Raw genomic sequence first — 16791 nt, forward strand, 5'->3', positions numbered from 1 at the left:
GCGCGCTTTCCGCCCCGGCGGCCGGGGCCGCCCCCGCGCCGGATACCCGGCGGCCTGATCTTGCCCGCCCAGCCGGGTGCCTTACGCTGCCCGCGTGACCGCGTATGACGTAGCCGTCGTCGGCGCCGGGCCCGCCGGCCTTTCCGCCGCCTACACGGCCGCCCGCGCCGGGGCGGGCGTGATCGTCCTGGAGCGGGCCGAACACCCGCGCTACAAGACCTGCGGCGGCGGCCTGATCGGACTGTCGCTCGACGCGCTCGGCGACCGGATCGAGATCCCGGCCCACGACCACGTCGACGCGGTCACCTTCACCCACGACGGCCGCCGCGAGTTCACCCGCCGCGAGCCCGGCCGCACCCTGGTCGCGATGGTGCGCCGGGAGGAGTTCGACGACCGGCTGCGCGCCGCCGCGGTCGCCGCCGGTGCCGAGGTCCGCCAGCGGGTCGCCGTCCGCGCCCTCGAACAGGAGACCGACCGGGTACGGGTACGCCTCGCCGACGGCTCGGAGGTGACCGCCGGCGTGGTCGTCGGCGCCGACGGCTCATCGGGGATCACCGCCCGCCACGTCGGGGTCGAGTACGGCCAGGTCGACCTCGGCCTGGAGGTCGAACTGCCGGTGTCGCGCGACGTACAGGGGCGGTGGTGCGGGCGGCTGCTCATCGACTGGGGCCCGATCCCCGGCTCGTACGCGTGGGTCTTCCCCAAGGGCGACCGGCTCACCGTCGGCGTCATCGCCGCCCGTGGCCAGGGCGACGAGACCCGCGCCTACCTGCGCCGCTTCGTCGACCGGCTGGGCCTGTCCGGCATCGAACCGGCCCACGACTCCGGCCACCTGACCCGCTGCCGCACCGACACGTCACCGCTGCGCGCCGGGCGGGTCGTCGTCGCCGGTGACGCCGCCGGACTGCTCGAACCGTGGACCCGCGAGGGGATCAGCTTCGCGCTGCGCTCGGGTGCGCTGGCCGGAGCGGCCGCCGCCCGCGGCGACCTCGACGGCTACGTGACGGCCGTACACGATTCGCTGGTGCCGTCGATGCGGGCCGGCCGCGACCTGCTCGCCGCGTTCACCCGCCGGCCCGGGATGTTCCACCGCGTGCTCGCCACCCCGCCCGGCTGGCGGGTGTTCACCCGCTTCTGCCGCGGCGAGCCCGGATTCGACCGCCTGGTACGGCGGGCGCCGGTCCGGGCCGCCCTGTCGATGCTCCGCTGACCCCGGCCGGCGCCCGGCCGGTCCGCTCAGGGCACGATCACCGCCCGGCCGCGGATGTCGCCGGCCCGCAGCCGCTCGTACGCGCGCACGGTCTCCTCCAGCGGGAACGTCTCGACCTCGGTGTGCACCCGCCCCAGCCGGGCCAGCGCGATCACCTCCTGCAACTCGGCGCGGGTGCCCCAGAACGGGATCCGGGCGGTCACCTCCAGCGGCACCGGCGGCGGCTCCTCCGCGGTCGGCTTCAGGGTGAGCTGGCCGCCGCCGAGCCCGACCAGCAGCAGGTGCCCGCCGGTGGCGACCACGGTCCGGCCGAGCCGGGTGGTGGCGTCGACGGAGACGAAGTCGAGCACCACGTCCGCGCCGTCCGGCGGGTCGTCGACCAGGGCACGGATCCGGCCGGCCGCCTCGGCGTCGGAACGGAACGTGTGGTGGGCGCCGACCCGGGTCGCCAGTTCCAGCGCGGCGTCGCTGGTGTCGACCGCGATGACGGTGACCGCGGTCGTCGCGGCCAGGATCTGCACCGCCATGTGGCCGAGACCGCCGATGCCGATGACGACGCAGAACGTGCCGGGCCGCAGCGCCGGCCGGACCAGTTCGACGGCGTGGTACGGGGTCAGCCCGGCGTCGGTCAGCGGCGCCGCCTGGGTCAGCTCCAGGTCGCCGGTGGGCAGCAGCCGTGACGCCGGCACGACGACGTACTCGGCGAGCCCGCCGTCGCGGCTGAGGCCGACCCCGCCGACCGGCACCGTCCGGCACTGGTTCTCCCGCCCGCTCAGGCAGCCCCGGCAGTGCCCGCAGCCCTGGATGCCGTAGATCGCGGCCCGGTCGCCGGGCCGCCAGGCGGTGACCCCGTCACCGGCCCGGTCGACGGTGCCGGCGATCTCGTGGCCGAGCGTCATCGGGACCGGGTACGCCCCGGCCGGCGCGTCGAGGATGTGCAGGTCGGAGTGGCAGGCGCCGGCCGCACCGACCTTGATCCGCACCTCGCCCGGCCCCGGCTCGGGCACCGGCACGTCCATCAGCTCCAACGTTCCCGGCCCGGTCAACCGTACGGCGCGCATCACGTTCCCCCCGGCAGGTGGCGGCCGTCGGCCGTACCAGCGGGCCGACGACCTCCACTACCCGCCACGCGACCGATGATGCCCGAACACGGGGCGTGGAAATCGGCCGTGAATTCCCAGAGTGCGGGCTCTACTGCCCGGGTTTTCCGGGAATGCCGCGCGGACCGGTGAAGCAGCGATGCCAGGAGGGGACGATGTCTGGCGGTGTACGGGAACAGGGCATGGAGTTCGCGGTCGTGGACGGGGGCTACGACCCGGAGCAGGTCAACTGCTGCCTGGCCGATCTGGGCCGGCAGCTGGCCCGGCTCAGTGCCCAGACCGAGCAGGTCGAGGCGGCGTACGGCGAACTGGGTGACGCCCGCGCGGAGATCCGCCGGCTGCGCGCCATGCTGCACGGCCGGCCGGCGGTCTACCAGGGTTCGCAACGCATCCAGCAGATGCTGACGATGGCCGAGGAGGAAGCGGCCGAGATCGTGTCGCAGGCGTACGACGAACTCGCCGACGCCCAGCGGGCGGCGATCGAACTGCGCGAGCGGACGTACGAGGAGGCGGTGCAGGCCCGCCGCGACTTCGAGGCCGCCCTGCACGCCCGCCGGTGCCGCGAGCGCGACACGGACCGCGTCCTGCGGATGATCGACGGCTTCCCGGAGCCGGTCGGCGAGGTGGAACTCGTCGCCGACGAGGAGGACGTCTACCGGGCGGGGGAGGCGGTGCCGGTCAGGTCAGCGCCTTGACGATCGTCGTCGCCCGGCTCTCGTGCTTGGCGTACGCGCCGGGGTAGGCGGACTTCTGGACGGCCTGGGCGGCGGCGGTGAGGCTGAGCCGCTGCCAGCCGTCGACCTTCTTCAGTGCCTCGTAGAAGCGGCGGGCGGCGTACTCGGGGTCCATCAGGTCGCGGACGCTGCCCCAGCCGGTGCTCGGCCGCTGCTGGAACAGGCCGACCGAGTCGTGGTCGGATCCGGTGCCCTCGTGCGGGTACTTCTTCGACTCCGGCACGACGTCGCTGGCCAGGTTGCGCAGGTTGGTCTCCTGCATGGCGGTGGCGACCGCGACGACCAGCCCGTCGGTGGGGATGTCGAGTTCGCGGCCGACCTTGACGATCGTGTGCGCGTTGTCCATCTGGGTCTGGTTGAGCCCGGCGACCGGCTTCGGTTTCGCCGGCGGCGCGGGGCTGCTCGGTGCGGCGCTGGCCGACGGGCTGGGCGACGGGCCGGGTGCGGGTGAACGGTCGTACGACCGGGACGCGGCGTCGTCGCCGGCCGCGGCGGCCCGGTCGGCGACGGCGGCCCGGTCGGTGCGTACGTCGTCGACGGCCGGGTCGAAGTCGCGGAGCTGGGCCACCGCCACGACGCCGAGACAGCAGGTCAGGCCGGCGGCGAGGCAGATCCGGACCGGGGTGGAGGTCCGCCGGCGGTGCCGTGCGGCGCGGTGCCGGCCACGGCGACGACCGTCGGACCCCGGCTCCACCGAACGGGTATGCCAGGGGGCGGGGGAGGGCTGCTGATGGGGGGCGTCGTCGGGGTGCACCCGCCGAAACTAGGCAGGATCCCGGCCAGCGAAAACCGTACCGGTTATGGCTCTTCCCACAATTTTCACCAATGGGATGCCAGTAATAGCTTCAAATCAGGGTCAATGTAGCCAGTCGATCAAATCTGGCATGTCCGGCTTACCGGGTGGGCCGGGGTGATTCCGTCGGCCGTTTCCTTCGGTCGGTGCGATCCGGGCGCCTCGCCCGTCCGGCCGACCCGCGACTCGGCTGAGTGGCTGATAGTCGGGTCGGTCGGGCGGGTGGCGGTCTTGCTCACCCTTTTGCCGGGTACGATCCTGCCGTGGTCTTGAGCAAGATCAACAACTCGGCCGGCCGGCCACCGGCACCCACCCCGTCCCGTCGCGGCGGACTCGTCATCACCGCCGCGCTGCTCCTGGCCCTCCTGCTCGCCGGCTACCGTTTCGTGCCCAACGTGCGCGGCCTGGGCAGCATGCTCGACAGCGTCGCCCCGTTCCTCGGCATCGCCGTACCGATCCTGGCCCTGATCGCCCTGCTGCGCCGGGCCCGCCTCGCCCTGGCCGTCGTCCTCGTGCCCGGCCTGCTGTGGGCCGGCCTCTTCGGCGCCGCCTGGCTGCCGTTCGGCGGCGGCGGGCCGGTCCAACTCCGCGTCGTCAGCCAGAACCTCCAGGCCGGCAACCCCGAGCCGGACGGCGCCGTACGCGCCCTCGTCGACATCGACGCCGACATCATCGGCCTGCAAGAGGTGTCCGGCGGCATCCGCGGCACCATCGCCGACACCCTCGCCGACCGCTACCCGCACCAGGCGTACGTCTCCACCGTCGCACTGTGGAGCCGCTTCCCGATCCGCGGCTACGTCGGCGTCGACACCGGCCTCGACTGGACCCGCGCCCTGCGAGCCGTCGTCGCCGCCCCGCAGGGCGACGTCGTCGTCTACGTCGTCCACCTCGGCTCCGCCCGGATCGGCGACACCAGCGTCCGCGACCACACCATCGCCACCCTCGCCGGCCAACTGCGCGGCGACGACGCCGAACGGCTCGTCGTCCTCGGCGACCTCAACACCGCCGCCAGCGACCGGGTGATCACTCCACTGACCGACCAGCTCTCCGACGCGCAGGCCGACGCCGGCTGGGGAATGGGGTTCACCTGGCCCTCGGCACTGCCGGTCACCCGCCCCGACCACGTGCTCTACCGCGGCCTTACCGCCGCGTCCGCCGGCGTGGTGCGTACCGCCGGCAGCGACCACCGCGCGGTCACCGCCGGCTTCCGCTTCTGACCGCCGCCACATCCGCCGGCGGCCGTCACCCGCCGGAGACGACCGCCGGTACGACGGTCAGCGTGTGCCGCGGCTCGCCGGTGCTCGGGAACGGCCACAGCCGGTCCGCGCCCCGCGCCAGATCGGTCAACTGCTGCCGGGTCAGCCCCGCCGAGCCGACCGTGGCCTGCACCTCGGCCCGGTAGCGCCCGTCGGGGTCCCGGGCCAGCCTCGCCCGCGCGTTCACCCGTACGGTGTGCGACTCGTCGCCGATGCCCGCCGCCGCCTCCACCGCCGCGTGATGCAGGCAGGACGCGAACGCGGCGGCGAGAAGCTGCTCCGGCGTCAGCCCGGTGCAGTGGTCCGCCAGCGGCGACGCCAGCGCCGTGGACAGCTCCCCGTCGTCGGTACGGACCCGGCCGCCCTCGGCCGTCGCGCTGGCCTCGAACGCCCCGTCCCCGGTCGACTCCCTGTGCGCCATGGTCACGACCTCCCGCTTCTCCGCCATCGGGCCTACCCGCCCAACGCCCCACCTAACGACCGCACCCCACCCGCGCCGGCGGGCCGGGAGCGCGCGTCGCGGGAGCGCGGGTCGCGGGAGCGCGGGTCGCGGGAGCGCGCGCGGCCGGGAGCGTTGATCAAGGAGTTGTTGTGCGACGAAAAGTGCGAACCGGGCACGATTGGTCCTCGATCGGCGGGGGGTCGGCCCGCCGAGCCTGCACGCAGGGCGGGCCGGGGCCGGCACGCGGGCGGGGCCGGCCGGGCGGAGGGCGGGGGGCGGCGCGGAAGGCGCCGGGCCGGCCTGCGGACGAACAGTGAGAGGATCGTCGGGTGACGGACGAGCAGTCGAAGACCGACGACGCCGCCCCCGCGGCCGTCGACACCACCACCACCACGACCACGCCCCAGGCGCAGCGGTGGACCCACCACGCGCCGTGGATCGCGGCCCTCATCGCGGTCACGGTGATCACCACCGACCAGCTCTCGAAGATGTGGGCGGAAGGCAGCCTCACCCGTGGCGAGCGCACCCCGCTCGTCGGCGACGCGCTGGGTATCCAGCTCACCTACAACCCGGGCGCGGCCTTCTCGATCGGCTCGGGCGCGACGTGGATCTTCACGGTCCTGACCGCCGTCGGTGTGGTCGCGGCGGCCTGGTACGCCTGGCGGGTGCGGTCCCGGGTGTGGGCGATCTGCCTCGGCCTGGTGCTCGGCGGGGCGACCACCCACCTGCTCGACCGGCTGCTGCGTGAGCCGTCGTTCGGGCAGGGACACGTCGTCGACTTCATCGCGTACTTCGACTGGTTCATCGGCAACGTCGCCGACATCGCCATCTTCTTCGGCGCGGTCATGTTCTTCGCGCTCACCGTCTTCAACATCGCGATGCACCCCGCGCCCGCGGATGAGCCGGAGCCGTCCACCAACGGCGCCTAGCACCCGCCACCAGCTCACCCTGATCCGCGTGATCAGGGAGTACGTCGCGCGTGTCGCCGGCGCGCCCCGCCCGAAACCCCTGATCACGCGGATCATCACGAGCCCTGACCGGCCTGCGCGAGCAGCCGGGTGACGACCGACCCGGCGAGGTGTCCGACGGGATCGCGAAGCCCACACCGATGTTCCCGGTGTCCGCACCGGTGGTGGCGATCGCCACCGTGATCCCGACGACCCGCCCGGCGGTGCCGACCACCGCCCCACCGGAGCTGCCGGCGTCGACCGGCGCGTCCGTCTGGATCAGACCCGTCAGCCAGTCCGCCGTACGGTCGACGGCCGACACGATCCCGGCCGTCACCGTCCCCTCCAGCCCCAGCGGGCTGCCCAGCGCCAGCACCGTGCCGCCGACCCGTACCGCCGGGCTGTCCCCGAACACCGCCGGCGTCAGCCCGTCGACCCCCTCGGCCCGCAACACCGCCAGGTCGGTCTCCGGATCGCCGCCGACCACGGTCGCCCGCGCCGTACGCCCGTCCGCCAGCCGCACCGTCACCGGCCCCGTCGCGTCCGCCACCACGTGGTCGTTCGTCAGGATCCGGCCGTCGTCGCTCAGGACCACGCCCGATCCGGTCACGGCGCCGCCGCGGGTGGCGACCTCGACGGTGACCACGCTCGGCGCGACCGACGACGCGACGGCGGCGAGATCCACCACACCGCCCGTCGAGACCGTGCCGGCGGTGACGACCGACGTCGTACGCGGCTCGGCGAGCCGGGCCGCGAGCGCCCCGCCGCCAGCGCGACCGCCACGACCAGGATGCGCCGCCGGCCCGGCCGCGCCGTCGCGACCGGTGGTACGGCCGGCCACCGGTCGGTACCGGCACCGGACCGGCGGACCACGTCACCGAGGCCGGCCCGTGCGGCCCACCCGGCACCGAGGGGCCGACGGTGACGGGGGCACCGCCGGCGGCGAGCGGGATCCGCCCGACGGCGGGCGTCCGCCCGGACAGGTGGTCGGACCGCTGGGCTGCGTCATCGAGTTCGTCATGTCATCCACCGTGGACCCGCCGCCTTCCGGCCGGCTTCGCCGACGCTGTGCGGATCCTGTGCTCCCGCGCCGGACACCGCCGGCCCTCTTCCGGCCTGGGTCCCGGCTGGCCGCGGACTCCTGTGCGACAGTGGGCTCCTGTGCGGCGGTGGGCTCCCGTTCGGCGCCGGGGTTCCGACCCGTCGCCGGCGCAGGTCCGGCCAGCGCGGACCTAGGCCGGCAGCCGCACCGTGAAGACCGTCCGACCCGGGCGGCTGTCCACACCCACCCGCCCGGCATGCGCCTCCACCACCGCCGCCACGATCGCCAGGCCCAGCCCCGTACTGCCGGCCGCCCGGGACCGCGACGTGTCACCCCGCGCGAACCGCTCGAACACCTCCGGCTGCAACTCCGCCGGAATCCCCGGCCCGTCGTCGGCCACCGTCAACACCGCGCCACCCGCCGGCTCCGCCGCCAGCGTCACGGTCACCGTCGTCCCCGCCGGGGTGTGCGTACGCGCGTTCGCCAGCAGGTTCGCCAACACCTGGTGCAGCCGTGCCCGGTCCCCGGCGACCGTCACCGCCTCCTCCGGCAGCACCAGGTTCCACCGGTGCTCCGGACCGGCCACGTGCGCGTCACTGACCGCGTCGACGACCGGCGCCGACAGGTCCACCGGCTCGCTCGCCAGCGGCCGGCCGGTGTCGAGCCGGGCGAGCAGCAGCAGGTCGTCGACGAGCACCGTCATCCGCAGGCTCTCCGACTCCACCCGGCGCAGCGCGTGCGCCACGTCGGGCGGCACCGCGTCCCGCCCCCGCCGCGTCACCTCCGCGTAGCCGCGGATCGCCGCCAGCGGCGTACGCAACTCGTGGCTGGCATCGGCGACGAACTGGCGTACCCGGGTCTCGCTGGCCTGCCGCGCGGCGAGCGCCGCCCCGACGTGCCCCAGCATCCGGTTCAGCGCCGCGCCCACCTGACCGACCTCGGTCCGCGGATCGGTGTCCGCCGCCGGCACCCGTACGGACAGCGCCACCTCGCCCCGGTCGAGCGGCAACTCGGCGACCCGGCCCGCCGTCGCCGCGAGCCGGCGCAACGGCCGCAACGCCCGGCCGATGATCAACACGCCGGCGCCCCCGGCCAGCAGCAGCCCGGCCCCGGCGATCGTGGCCTCCGCCGCCACCATGCCGAGCAGGGTGTCCTCGACGCTCGACAGCGGCAACCCGGTCACCGTCACGGCACCGTTCGGCAGCTCCCTCGCCAGCAGTCGGTAGCGGCCGAGCGTACCCAGGTCGCGGCTGCGCGGCTCGCCGTCCGGCGGCAGTGCCGCCAGCGTCACCCGGGCGTCGCCCGGCACGTCCGACACACCACTGGTGCTGTCGACGTCGCGTACGGCCGCCGCCACCCGCCCGTCCCCGACGACCGCGGCCAGCGTGCCCGGCGGCTGGCCGACGAGCTGCCGTCGCAGCTCGAAGTCCGGGCGCAGGTCACGCGGCGGCCCGCCACGCCGCTCGGTGGCCGTCAACTGCCGGTCGACCTGGGCGACCAGCGTGTGCCGCAACGCGACCGTGGTGACCACACCCACGCCCAGACAGACGGCGGCGAGCAGCCCGATGACGGCGGCGAGCAGCTTCGCCCGCAACGACCACCCGGCCAGCGGCCGCCACCGCCGGCCGCCCTCCGGCCCGCCGTCAGACCGCGGGCTTGAGGACATACCCGGCGCCGCGCAGCGTGTGGATCATCGGCTGCCGGCCCACGTCGATCTTCTTCCGGAGGTACGAGATGTACAGCTCGACGACGTTGGCCTGCCCCCCGAAGTCGTAGCTCCACACCCGGTCCAGGATCTGCGCCTTGCTCAACACCCGGCGCGGATTACGCATCAGATAGCGCAGCAGCTCGAACTCGGTCGCCGTCAGCGTGATCAGGTCGCCGCCCCGGCGCACCTCGTGGCTGTCCTCGTCGAGACTCAGGTCGCCGACGACCAGCACCGCCTCGTCCCGGGCCGTCACGCCGACCCCCGACCGCCGCATCAACGCCCGCAGCCGCGCCACGACCTCCTCCAGACTGAACGGCTTGGTGACATAGTCGTCACCGCCGACCGTCAGCCCCGCCACCCGGTCCTCGACCGCGTCCTTCGCCGTCAGGAACAGCACCGGCACCGACGGCGCCTGCCCCCGCAGCCGCCGCAACACCTCGAACCCGTCCAGGTCCGGCAACATCACGTCGAGTACGACCGCGTCCGGCTGGAACTGCTTCGCCGTACGCAGCGCCGCCATGCCGTCCGGGGCGCTGCGCACCTCCCAGCCCTCGTAGCGCAGCGCCATCGACAGCAGGTCGGCCAGCGTCGGCTCGTCGTCGACGACCAGCACCCGTACGGGATCACCGTCCGGGCGCCGCAACTCGACATGCTTGGTGGATCGGGCGGCACCGGCCGATCGGGCATCCATGGTCACCATGCCCTCATCCTGGCCGCGCCCGCTGTGCCGGCACTGGATGTTCTCTGTGTAGCACCTGTGCGGGCCATCGGATGTCGTATCCGCCGTGCTCAGCAGGTACGGGACCGGCCCGGATCCGAACCTGGGTGCCGCTCAGGGGCGGGGTCGGGATCGGTGAAAGACCGGCCTGGGCACGGAACCTGCCGTTAGCGTGCAGGCCAGGTGTGCGGGCAGGGCGGCAGGCGCGGCTGGAGCGACCCGGCCGGCGTGGTGGTGCGGCGCGTGACGGCGTGCGGAAGTGGTCCGCGCGCCTTGCTGGCGAGGGGGTCGACGGTGCCGGAACTGGCGATGATCGAGGCGCCGTCAGTGCTGGGGCTGCGGCCCGGTGGCGTGGAGGACCTGCCGGCGGCGCTGCTCGACGCCGGTCTGCGAGACCTTCCTGGAGCGGTGCCGGGCGGCCGGGTCGAGGCGCCGGCGTACGACCCGGAGCGGGACCCCGAAACGGGGATTCTCAACGGCGGCGGGATCGCGCGATACAGCGTCGCGCTGGCTGACGTGGTCGGCGCGGCCCTCGCCCGCGGTCGCTTTCCCGTGGTCCTCGGCGGTGACTGCACCATCCTGCTCGGCAACCTGCTCGCCCTGCGCCGCCGTGGGCATCACAGCCTGCTCTTCGTCGATGGGCACACCGACTTCTACCAGCCGGCCGTCGAGCCGACCGGCGAGGCGGCGTCGATGGATCTCGCGCTGGCGACGGGCCGAGGGCCGCAGGTGCTCAGTGACATCGAGGGTCGCGGGCCACTGGTGCGCGACGAGGACGTAGTGGCCTTCGGCTTCCGTGACAGCGCGGAGTCGGCGCGGGCCGGGATGCAGCCGCTGCCGCCGTCGCTGCGCACGATCGATCTCGAGGGTGTACGCGCAGCCGGCGCGGCGATGGCGGCGCGGCAGGCCGTCGACTGGCTTTCTGCCGGTCCCGGCTCCGGCTACTGGGTCCATCTCGACGTCGACGTCCTCGACGACGCCGTCATGCCCGCCGTTGACTACCGTCTGCCTGACGGGCTGACCTGGGCCGAGCTGGAGACCGTACTGCGGACGGCGATGTCGAGCGGTCAAGCGGTCGGCCTCGACGTGACAATCTTCAACCCCCGCCTCGACCCCGACGGACGAATCGCCGTACGGCTGGCCGAGTGTCTACGCCAAGGGCTGTCGGCTCTGCCCGACCGTGTTTGACCGCGCGTCGGATCAGGCTCGAAGAGCAGGCGGTGGCGAGGCGTGACGGGGGTGGCGGTGTGGACGGTGTTCAGGCTGCGGCGGGCCGCGGGTACGACGAGCGGGCTGCCGGTCTCCGGGTCGGGATGACGCGGCAGGGCAGGCCGAAGACCTCGCCTACGACGTCAGCGTCGACGATGTCGGCGGGGGCGCCCTGGGCGACGATGCGACCGTCGCGCACGGCGACGAGGTGGGTGGCGTAGCGGCAGGCGTGGTTGAACGGCGCCGACCTGCGGTTCGGCGGCGGGCGCGGCAGGGAATGATGTCCTCAACAGGACCAGGGAGGGCTCTCGTGGAAGGCAAGGGCGGTTCGCTCGCCACCGGAATGGTGTTCGGCATCGTGATGGGCGCCATGATCGGCTTCGCCATGGACAACCTGGCGATCGGGCTGGGGATAGGTGTCGCCCTCGGCGTGGCGTTCGGGGTCGCGGTCGGCGCCGGCGGCGGCCGTGGCAGCGGCGCCGACCAGGGCACCGATCCCGACCGGCCCTGACACACCGTGTACGGCGAACAGCCCTCCGCCGTCCCCGGCACGGTCCGGTGGCGCGGCGCTGGCGTCGGTGACGACCACGAGGTGCGGGTCCTGCCGGACGGCTGCATGGACCTGATCTGGTCGGATCGGGGCGGAGACGACGGCGGGCTGCTGGTCGCCGGCCCGGACACGGTGGCGTACCTGGCGACCCGGCGTGCCGGGGAGACCTCGATCGGGCTACGGTTCCCGCCCGGCACCGGCCCGGCCGTGTTCGGGCTGGCCGCCCACGAGTTGCGTGATCAGCGGGTGCCGCTGGCCGACCTGTGGCCGGCCGCGGACGTACGCCGGCTGGCCGGGCTGGTGGCCCGCTCGCCGTACCCGGGTCGGGTCCTGGAGGCGGCGGCGCTGGACCGGCTGCGGGCCGGACCGGGCCCGGACCCGCTCGCCGGTGAGGTCGTCGCCCGGCTGCGCGCCGGGCGGTCGGTGGCCGCGACCGCCGCCGCGGTCGGCCTGGGGGAGCGGCTGCTGCGCCGCCGCAGCCACGCCCTTTTCGGGTACGGCCCGAAGACGCTGGCCCGGATCCTGCGGATGCGTCGGGCGCTGGCGCTGGTCGACGCCGGCCGGGCGGCGGCCGAGGTGGCCGTGACCGCCGGGTACGCCGACCAGGCGCACCTGGCCCGGGAGATCAAGGCGCTGGCCGGGGTGCCGCTCGGGGTGCTGCGCCCGCGGCGACCTGACCGGCCGATCGCGGCGGCCTGACCGGCCCACCGCGGCGGGCAGACCAGCCCGCTGCGGCAGCGAACCGGCCCACCGCGAGGGGCAGGCCGGGCGCGGTGGGCTGACCGGCCGACCGCGGTCCGGGGCGCGGTCGCGGCGGTGCGGGTCAGCCGAGCGCGGCGTAGAGGTCGACGCTGTTGCCGTCCGGGTCGTAGACGATGGCGTACCGCTGGCCCCAGAAGGCGTCCCACGGCTCGCGGTGGCTCTCGTGGCCGCTGGCGGTCAGCTCGGCGTGGACCCGGTCGACGTCGGCCGGGCTGTCGCAGCGGAAGGCGAGGCTGATCCGGCCCGCCCTGGCCGGCGGCGGGGTGAAGCCGGGATCGATCTGGCGGGCCACCTCCTCGGTGTCCCAGGCGAGCCGGAAGCCGCCGTCGAGGGTGACCTCGACGTGCTGCTCGGTGTCGGCGGCGGCGGGGATGCCCAGGCCGAGGCGCCGGTAGAAGGCGAGCGAGCGGCCCATGTCGGCGACGAGAAGTCCGATAAAGTCGAATTTGACTGCCATGTGGCTCACGCTAGCGGCGGTCGGGGGGCGGGGTCTTGAACGAATCGGACCGGTGTGCCGCGCAACCCCTCCGGGTACCCGGTTCGGAACCGGTTCGCAACATGCGTGACGCAGACCTCACCCAAAACCATCGCTGTCGGGTTTCCGTCACGCACGTTTACCGTAAACATGGGCTTTCAACGAAGATCTGCCGGCGAAGCGAGGGACCACATGACAGATGTCAAGCTCGAACACCCTGGCGGACAGCTTTCGATGCCGGTGAACCCGGCCGTCGAGGGTCCCGCGGGAATCGGCGTCGGTAAGCTCCTGGCGGAGACAGGTCACGTCACATACGACCCGGGGTTCGTCAACACGGCGGCCTGTTCGTCGAAGATCACATACATCGACGGTGACGCCGGTATCCTGCGTTACCGCGGCTACCCGATCAACGAGCTGGCCGGTAAGGCGTCGTTCCTGGAGACGTCGTACCTGCTGATCTACGGCGAGCTGCCGACCGCCGACCAGCTCGCGGCCTTCACCGAGAAGGTCCAGTTGCACACGATGCTGCACGAGGACTTCAAGCGGTTCTTCGACGGCTTCCCCCGCGACGCCCACCCGATGCCGGTGCTGTCGTCGGCGGTCTCCGCGCTGTCGACCTTCTACCAGGACAGCCTCGATCCGTTCGACGCCGACCAGGTCGAGATCTCCACGGTACGGCTGATGGCGAAGGTGCCGACGATCGCGTCGTACGCCTACAAGACCTCGATCGGCCAGCCGCTGCTCTACCCGGACAACGCGCTCGGCTACGTCGACAACTTCCTGCGCATGACCTTCGGGGTGCCGGCCGCGCAGTACGAGGTCGACCCGGTCGTCGCCAAGGTGCTGGACATGCTGCTGGTCCTGCACGCCGACCACGAGCAGAACTGCTCGACCTCGACCGTACGGCTGGTCGGCTCCGGCCAGGCCAACCTGTTCGCGTCGGTGTCGGCCGGTGTGAACGCCCTTTTCGGCCCGCTGCACGGCGGCGCCAACGAGGCGGTCCTGCAGATGCTCGGCGCCATCCAGGCCGACGGCGGTGACGCGGCGAACTTCGTACGCCGGGTCAAGGCCAAGGAACAGGGCGTCAAGCTCATGGGCTTCGGGCACCGGGTCTACAAGAACTACGACCCGCGGGCCGCGATCGTCAAGCAGGCCGCCCAGGACGTGCTGTCCCGGATGGCCAAGCCGGACCCGCTGCTCGACATCGCGATGAAGCTCGAGGAGATCGCGCTCGCCGACGACTTCTTCGTCTCGCGCAAGCTCTACCCGAACGTCGACTTCTACACCGGCCTGATCTACAAGGCGATGGGTTTCCCGACGAAGATGTTCACCGTGCTGTTCGCGCTCGGCCGGCTGCCCGGCTGGATCGCGCAGTGGCGGGAGATGATCAACGACCCGGAGACCAAGATCGGTCGCCCGCGCCAGCTCTACATCGGTTCGCCGGAACGCGAGTTCGTCCCGATCGAGAAGCGCTGACCCGACGCTCGACCCGGCCGCCGTGCCGCCCGTGTAGGCACGCCGGCCACCGCGCCACCTCCGCCGCCGCCCGCGCGCCGATCAAGGGGATGTATCGGACGGGTCGCCCCGTGTGACCCACGATTGCTCCTTGATCAGCGCACCCGGGCGGCGGTCGCGTGTGCGCGGCGGATGGCGGTCGCGTGCGGGGTCGGCGGGCTCTGTGCGTGGGGCGCGCCGCAGTTCTGGCGCGATCAAGGGGATGTATCGGGCAAAGCGGCCGCCGCGACCCACGACTAGTCCTCGATCAACGCGAGCGGGGCGGGTCCGCCGCACCTCCGGCGATCAAGGGGATGTACCGGGCAAAACACCCGGAGCGACCCACGACTTCTCCTTGATCAACGCGCGCAGAGGCTGCCCGCGCGCAGAGGGCCGCCTGGGCGCAGAGGGCCGCGCGCGCAGAGGGGCGCGCCGGTCACTCCTGGGTGGGCTTTGACGGGCGGAACCAGACCGCGGCGTACGGGCCGACCTGCACCGTCGCCGACGTCCGCAGGCCGTGCGTCGCCGGCCCGTCGGCGTCGACGGCGCCGAAGTTGCCGACCCCGGAGCCGCCGTACGTGGCCGCGTCGGTGTTGAGGACCTCGTCCCAGCGCCCCTCGACGGGCAGCCCGATCCGGTAGTCGTTGCGCGGCACCCCGGAGAAGTTGACCACGCAGGCGAGCACCGACCCGTCGGCGCCGTACCGCAGGAAGCTGAGCACGCTGTTGGTGGCGTCGTCGCCGGCGATCATCCGGAAGCCGGCCGGGACGGTGTCCTGCGACCACAGTTCGGGGCCGTCGCGGTAGATCCGGTTGAGGTCGCGCAGCAGGTCGGTGACGCCGCGGGCGCCGGGATCGGCGAGCAGGCCCCAGTCGAGGCCGCGGTGCTCGCTCCACTCGCGCTCGTCGGCGAGTTCGCTGCCCATGAAGAGCAGTTGCTTGCCGGGGAAGGACCACATGTAGGCGAGGAAGCCGCGCAGGCCGGCGAGGCGCTGCCAGCGGTCGCCGGGGAACTTCGCGGTCAGCGAACCCTTGCCGTGTACGACCTCGTCGTGGCTGATCGGGAGCAGGAACTGCTCGTCGAAGGCGTAGATGCCGGGGAAGGTCAGTTCGCCGTGGTGGTAGGAGCGGTAGAGCGGGTCGCGCGACAGGTAGTGCAGGGTGTCGTGCATCCAGCCCATGTTCCACTTCAGGCCGAAGCCGAGGCCGTCCCAGTCGACGGGGCGGGAGACCTTGGGCCAGGCGGTGGACTCCTCGGCGATCATGACGACGCCGGGGTGCAGCCGGTAGACGGCGGAGTTGAGGTCGCGCAGCAGGGCGATCGCCTCGGTGTGCGAGTTGCCGCCCTCGGCGTTGGGCAGCCACTGCCCGTAGCCGCGGGAGTAGTCGAGGTAGAGCATGGAGGCGACGGCGTCGACCCGCAGGCCGTCGATGTGGAACTCCTCCAGCCAGTACAGCGCGTTGGCGATCAGGAAGTTGCGGACCTCGGGCCGGCCGTAGTCGAAGACCAGGCTGCCCCAGTCGGGGTGTTCGCCGCGGCGCGGGTCGGGGTGCTCGTACAGCGGGGTGCCGTCGAAGCGGGCCAGCGCCCAGGCGTCGCGCGGGAAGTGGGCCGGCACCCAGTCGAGCAGTACGCCGATGCCGGCCCGGTGCAGCCGGTCGACGAGGTAGCGGAAGTCGTCGGGGGAGCCGAACCGCGCGGTCGGGGCGTAGTAGCCGGTGACCTGGTAGCCCCAGGAGCCGCCGTACGGGTGCTCCATGACCGGCATCAGTTCGACGTGGGTGAAGCCGAGGTCGGTGACGTACGCGGTGAGCTGGTCGGCGAGTTCGCGGTAGTTCAGGCCGGGGCGCCAGGAGCCGAGGTGCACCTCGTAGACCGACATCGGGCGGGCGTGGTGGTTGGTGGCGACGCGGCGTTCGGCGAGCCAGTCGCCGTCGTCCCAGCGGTACCGCGAGGTGGTGATGACCGACGAGTTGAACGGAGGGCTCTCGGTGCCGCGGGCCATCGGGTCGGCGCGGTCGACCCACTGCCCGTCGGCGCCGTGTATCCGCAGCTTGTAGCGCTGGCCGGGTTCGGCGCCGGGGACGAACACCGACCAGACGCCGCTGTCGCCGACGCGGTCCATCACCGCGCCGTCGTACGGGCCCCAGCCGGTGGCGTCGCCGACGACCCGTACCTCGCGGGCGTGGGGCGCCCACACCGAGAACCGGGTGCCGCCGTCGCCGGGGTGGGCGCCGAGCATCTGCCAGAGTCGTTCGTGGCGGCCCTGCGCGAACAGGTAGAGGTCGAGTTCGCCGATCATCGAAACAGTATTGGGCACCGGGGCCGATGCCGCGTGCGGCACGTCGGTC

General features: G+C 73.3%; 16 protein-coding genes and 1 pseudogene. 8 read left to right on the forward strand and 9 right to left on the reverse strand.

Annotation, left to right across the window (positions count from 1 at the left end):
* Positions 1-94 precede the first annotated feature (94 nt).
* Positions 95-1210: a geranylgeranyl reductase family protein gene (locus tag QCD66_RS13285; RefSeq protein WP_364217761.1), complete on the forward strand. Its 1116-nt coding sequence runs from the start codon at positions 95-97 to the stop codon at positions 1208-1210.
* A gap of 26 nt (positions 1211-1236) precedes the next feature.
* Here the strand turns inward: QCD66_RS13285 and QCD66_RS13290 are convergent, their stop codons facing one another.
* On the reverse strand, positions 1237-2271 hold the full coding sequence (locus QCD66_RS13290; protein WP_375733768.1) for an NAD(P)-dependent alcohol dehydrogenase: 1035 nt from the start codon (positions 2269-2271) through the stop codon (positions 1237-1239).
* A 194-nt stretch (positions 2272-2465) separates the two neighbouring features.
* On the opposite strand from QCD66_RS13290, the gene QCD66_RS13295 reads away from it, so the two are divergent.
* Positions 2466-3005: an ATPase gene (locus QCD66_RS13295; RefSeq protein ID WP_364217765.1), complete on the forward strand. Its 540-nt coding sequence runs from the start codon at positions 2466-2468 to the stop codon at positions 3003-3005.
* On the opposite strand, the gene QCD66_RS13300 is transcribed toward QCD66_RS13295, so the two are convergent.
* Positions 2989-3798 carry a hypothetical protein gene (locus tag QCD66_RS13300; protein ID WP_364217767.1) on the reverse strand — a complete coding sequence of 270 codons (810 nt, stop codon included), beginning with the start codon at positions 3796-3798 and terminating at the stop codon, positions 2989-2991. The two genes, QCD66_RS13295 and QCD66_RS13300, sit on opposite strands and share 17 nt — an antisense overlap.
* 302 nt (positions 3799-4100) lie before the next feature.
* On the opposite strand from QCD66_RS13300, the gene QCD66_RS13305 reads away from it, so the two are divergent.
* Positions 4101-5054 carry an endonuclease/exonuclease/phosphatase family protein gene (locus QCD66_RS13305; RefSeq protein WP_375733769.1) on the forward strand — a complete coding sequence of 318 codons (954 nt, stop codon included), beginning with the start codon at positions 4101-4103 and terminating at the stop codon, positions 5052-5054.
* Between the two features lie 25 nt (positions 5055-5079).
* Here QCD66_RS13305 and QCD66_RS13310 read toward each other — a convergent pair whose 3' ends face one another.
* Entirely contained in the window at positions 5080-5514 is a 435-nt protein-coding gene (locus QCD66_RS13310) for an OsmC family protein (RefSeq protein WP_357534879.1), read from the reverse strand.
* Positions 5515-5864: 350 nt separating this feature from the next.
* On the opposite strand from QCD66_RS13310, the gene QCD66_RS13315 reads away from it, so the two are divergent.
* Positions 5865-6464, forward strand: coding sequence for a signal peptidase II (locus tag QCD66_RS13315; protein ID WP_375733770.1), 600 nt, complete (start codon positions 5865-5867; stop codon positions 6462-6464).
* Here the strand turns inward: QCD66_RS13315 and QCD66_RS13320 are convergent.
* The 3 genes from QCD66_RS13320 to QCD66_RS13330 form a co-directional block, all read right to left on the reverse strand.
* Entirely contained in the window at positions 6403-7323 is a 921-nt protein-coding gene (locus QCD66_RS13320) for a S1C family serine protease (protein ID WP_375733771.1), read from the reverse strand. The genes QCD66_RS13315 and QCD66_RS13320 overlap by 62 nt on opposite strands.
* A 391-nt stretch (positions 7324-7714) precedes the next feature.
* A complete protein-coding gene (locus QCD66_RS13325; RefSeq protein WP_375733772.1) occupies positions 7715-9190 on the reverse strand; it encodes a sensor histidine kinase in 1476 nt (491 codons plus the stop codon).
* Positions 9168-9923, reverse strand: coding sequence for a response regulator transcription factor (locus tag QCD66_RS13330; protein ID WP_364217813.1), 756 nt, complete (start codon positions 9921-9923; stop codon positions 9168-9170). Before QCD66_RS13330 ends, QCD66_RS13325 begins: the two co-directional genes overlap by 23 nt.
* 321 nt (positions 9924-10244) lie before the next feature.
* On the opposite strand from QCD66_RS13330, the gene QCD66_RS13335 reads away from it, so the two are divergent.
* Positions 10245-11138 (forward strand): arginase family protein, encoded by an 894-nt coding sequence (locus QCD66_RS13335; protein ID WP_364217777.1) that lies wholly within the window; start codon positions 10245-10247, stop codon positions 11136-11138.
* Between the two features lie 80 nt (positions 11139-11218).
* Here the strand turns inward: QCD66_RS13335 and fecE are convergent.
* Positions 11219-11394: pseudogene (fecE, locus tag QCD66_RS13340) on the reverse strand (Fe(3+) dicitrate ABC transporter ATP-binding protein FecE); the annotation flags it as partial.
* A gap of 75 nt (positions 11395-11469) precedes the next feature.
* Here fecE and QCD66_RS13345 point away from each other — a divergent pair.
* Complete coding sequence (locus tag QCD66_RS13345) at positions 11470-11670, forward strand: hypothetical protein (RefSeq protein ID WP_357534844.1); 201 nt, start codon at positions 11470-11472, stop codon at positions 11668-11670.
* Between the two features lie 6 nt (positions 11671-11676).
* Complete coding sequence (locus tag QCD66_RS13350; protein WP_375733773.1) at positions 11677-12408, forward strand: helix-turn-helix domain-containing protein; 732 nt, start codon at positions 11677-11679, stop codon at positions 12406-12408.
* Between the two features lie 124 nt (positions 12409-12532).
* Here QCD66_RS13350 and QCD66_RS13355 read toward each other — a convergent pair whose 3' ends face one another.
* Positions 12533-12928: a VOC family protein gene (locus QCD66_RS13355; protein WP_375733774.1), complete on the reverse strand. Its 396-nt coding sequence runs from the start codon at positions 12926-12928 to the stop codon at positions 12533-12535.
* 210 nt (positions 12929-13138) lie between these two features.
* Here QCD66_RS13355 and QCD66_RS13360 point away from each other — a divergent pair, with 210 nt between their 5' ends.
* A complete protein-coding gene (locus tag QCD66_RS13360; RefSeq protein ID WP_375733775.1) occupies positions 13139-14422 on the forward strand; it encodes a citrate synthase in 1284 nt (427 codons plus the stop codon).
* 454 nt (positions 14423-14876) lie between these two features.
* On the opposite strand, the gene glgB is transcribed toward QCD66_RS13360, so the two are convergent.
* A complete protein-coding gene (glgB, locus tag QCD66_RS13365) occupies positions 14877-16742 on the reverse strand; it encodes a 1,4-alpha-glucan branching protein GlgB (RefSeq protein ID WP_375733776.1) in 1866 nt (621 codons plus the stop codon).
* Between the last annotated feature and the right edge of the window lie 49 nt (positions 16743-16791).

The organism is Polymorphospora sp. A560, assembly GCF_045781765.1.
Lineage (GTDB): Bacteria > Actinomycetota > Actinomycetes > Mycobacteriales > Micromonosporaceae > Polymorphospora > Polymorphospora lycopeni.

Bases quoted from the DNA above. Each gene is read 5' to 3' on its own strand.
- QCD66_RS13290 (WP_375733768.1), bottom strand. From the start codon at position 2,271: ATGCGCGCCGTACGGTTGACCGGGCCGGGAACGTTGGAGCTGATGGAC.
- QCD66_RS13295 (WP_364217765.1), top strand. From the start codon at position 2,466: ATGTCTGGCGGTGTACGGGAACAGGGCATGGAGTTCGCGGTCGTGGAC.
- QCD66_RS13310 (WP_357534879.1), bottom strand. From the start codon at position 5,514: ATGGCGCACAGGGAGTCGACCGGGGACGGGGCGTTCGAGGCCAGCGCG.
- QCD66_RS13325 (WP_375733772.1), bottom strand. From the start codon at position 9,190: ATGTCCTCAAGCCCGCGGTCTGACGGCGGGCCGGAGGGCGGCCGGCGG.
- QCD66_RS13330 (WP_364217813.1), bottom strand. From the start codon at position 9,923: ATGGATGCCCGATCGGCCGGTGCCGCCCGATCCACCAAGCATGTCGAG.
- QCD66_RS13355 (WP_375733774.1), bottom strand. From the start codon at position 12,928: ATGGCAGTCAAATTCGACTTTATCGGACTTCTCGTCGCCGACATGGGC.
- QCD66_RS13360 (WP_375733775.1), top strand. From the start codon at position 13,139: ATGACAGATGTCAAGCTCGAACACCCTGGCGGACAGCTTTCGATGCCG.
- glgB (WP_375733776.1), bottom strand. From the start codon at position 16,742: ATGATCGGCGAACTCGACCTCTACCTGTTCGCGCAGGGCCGCCACGAA.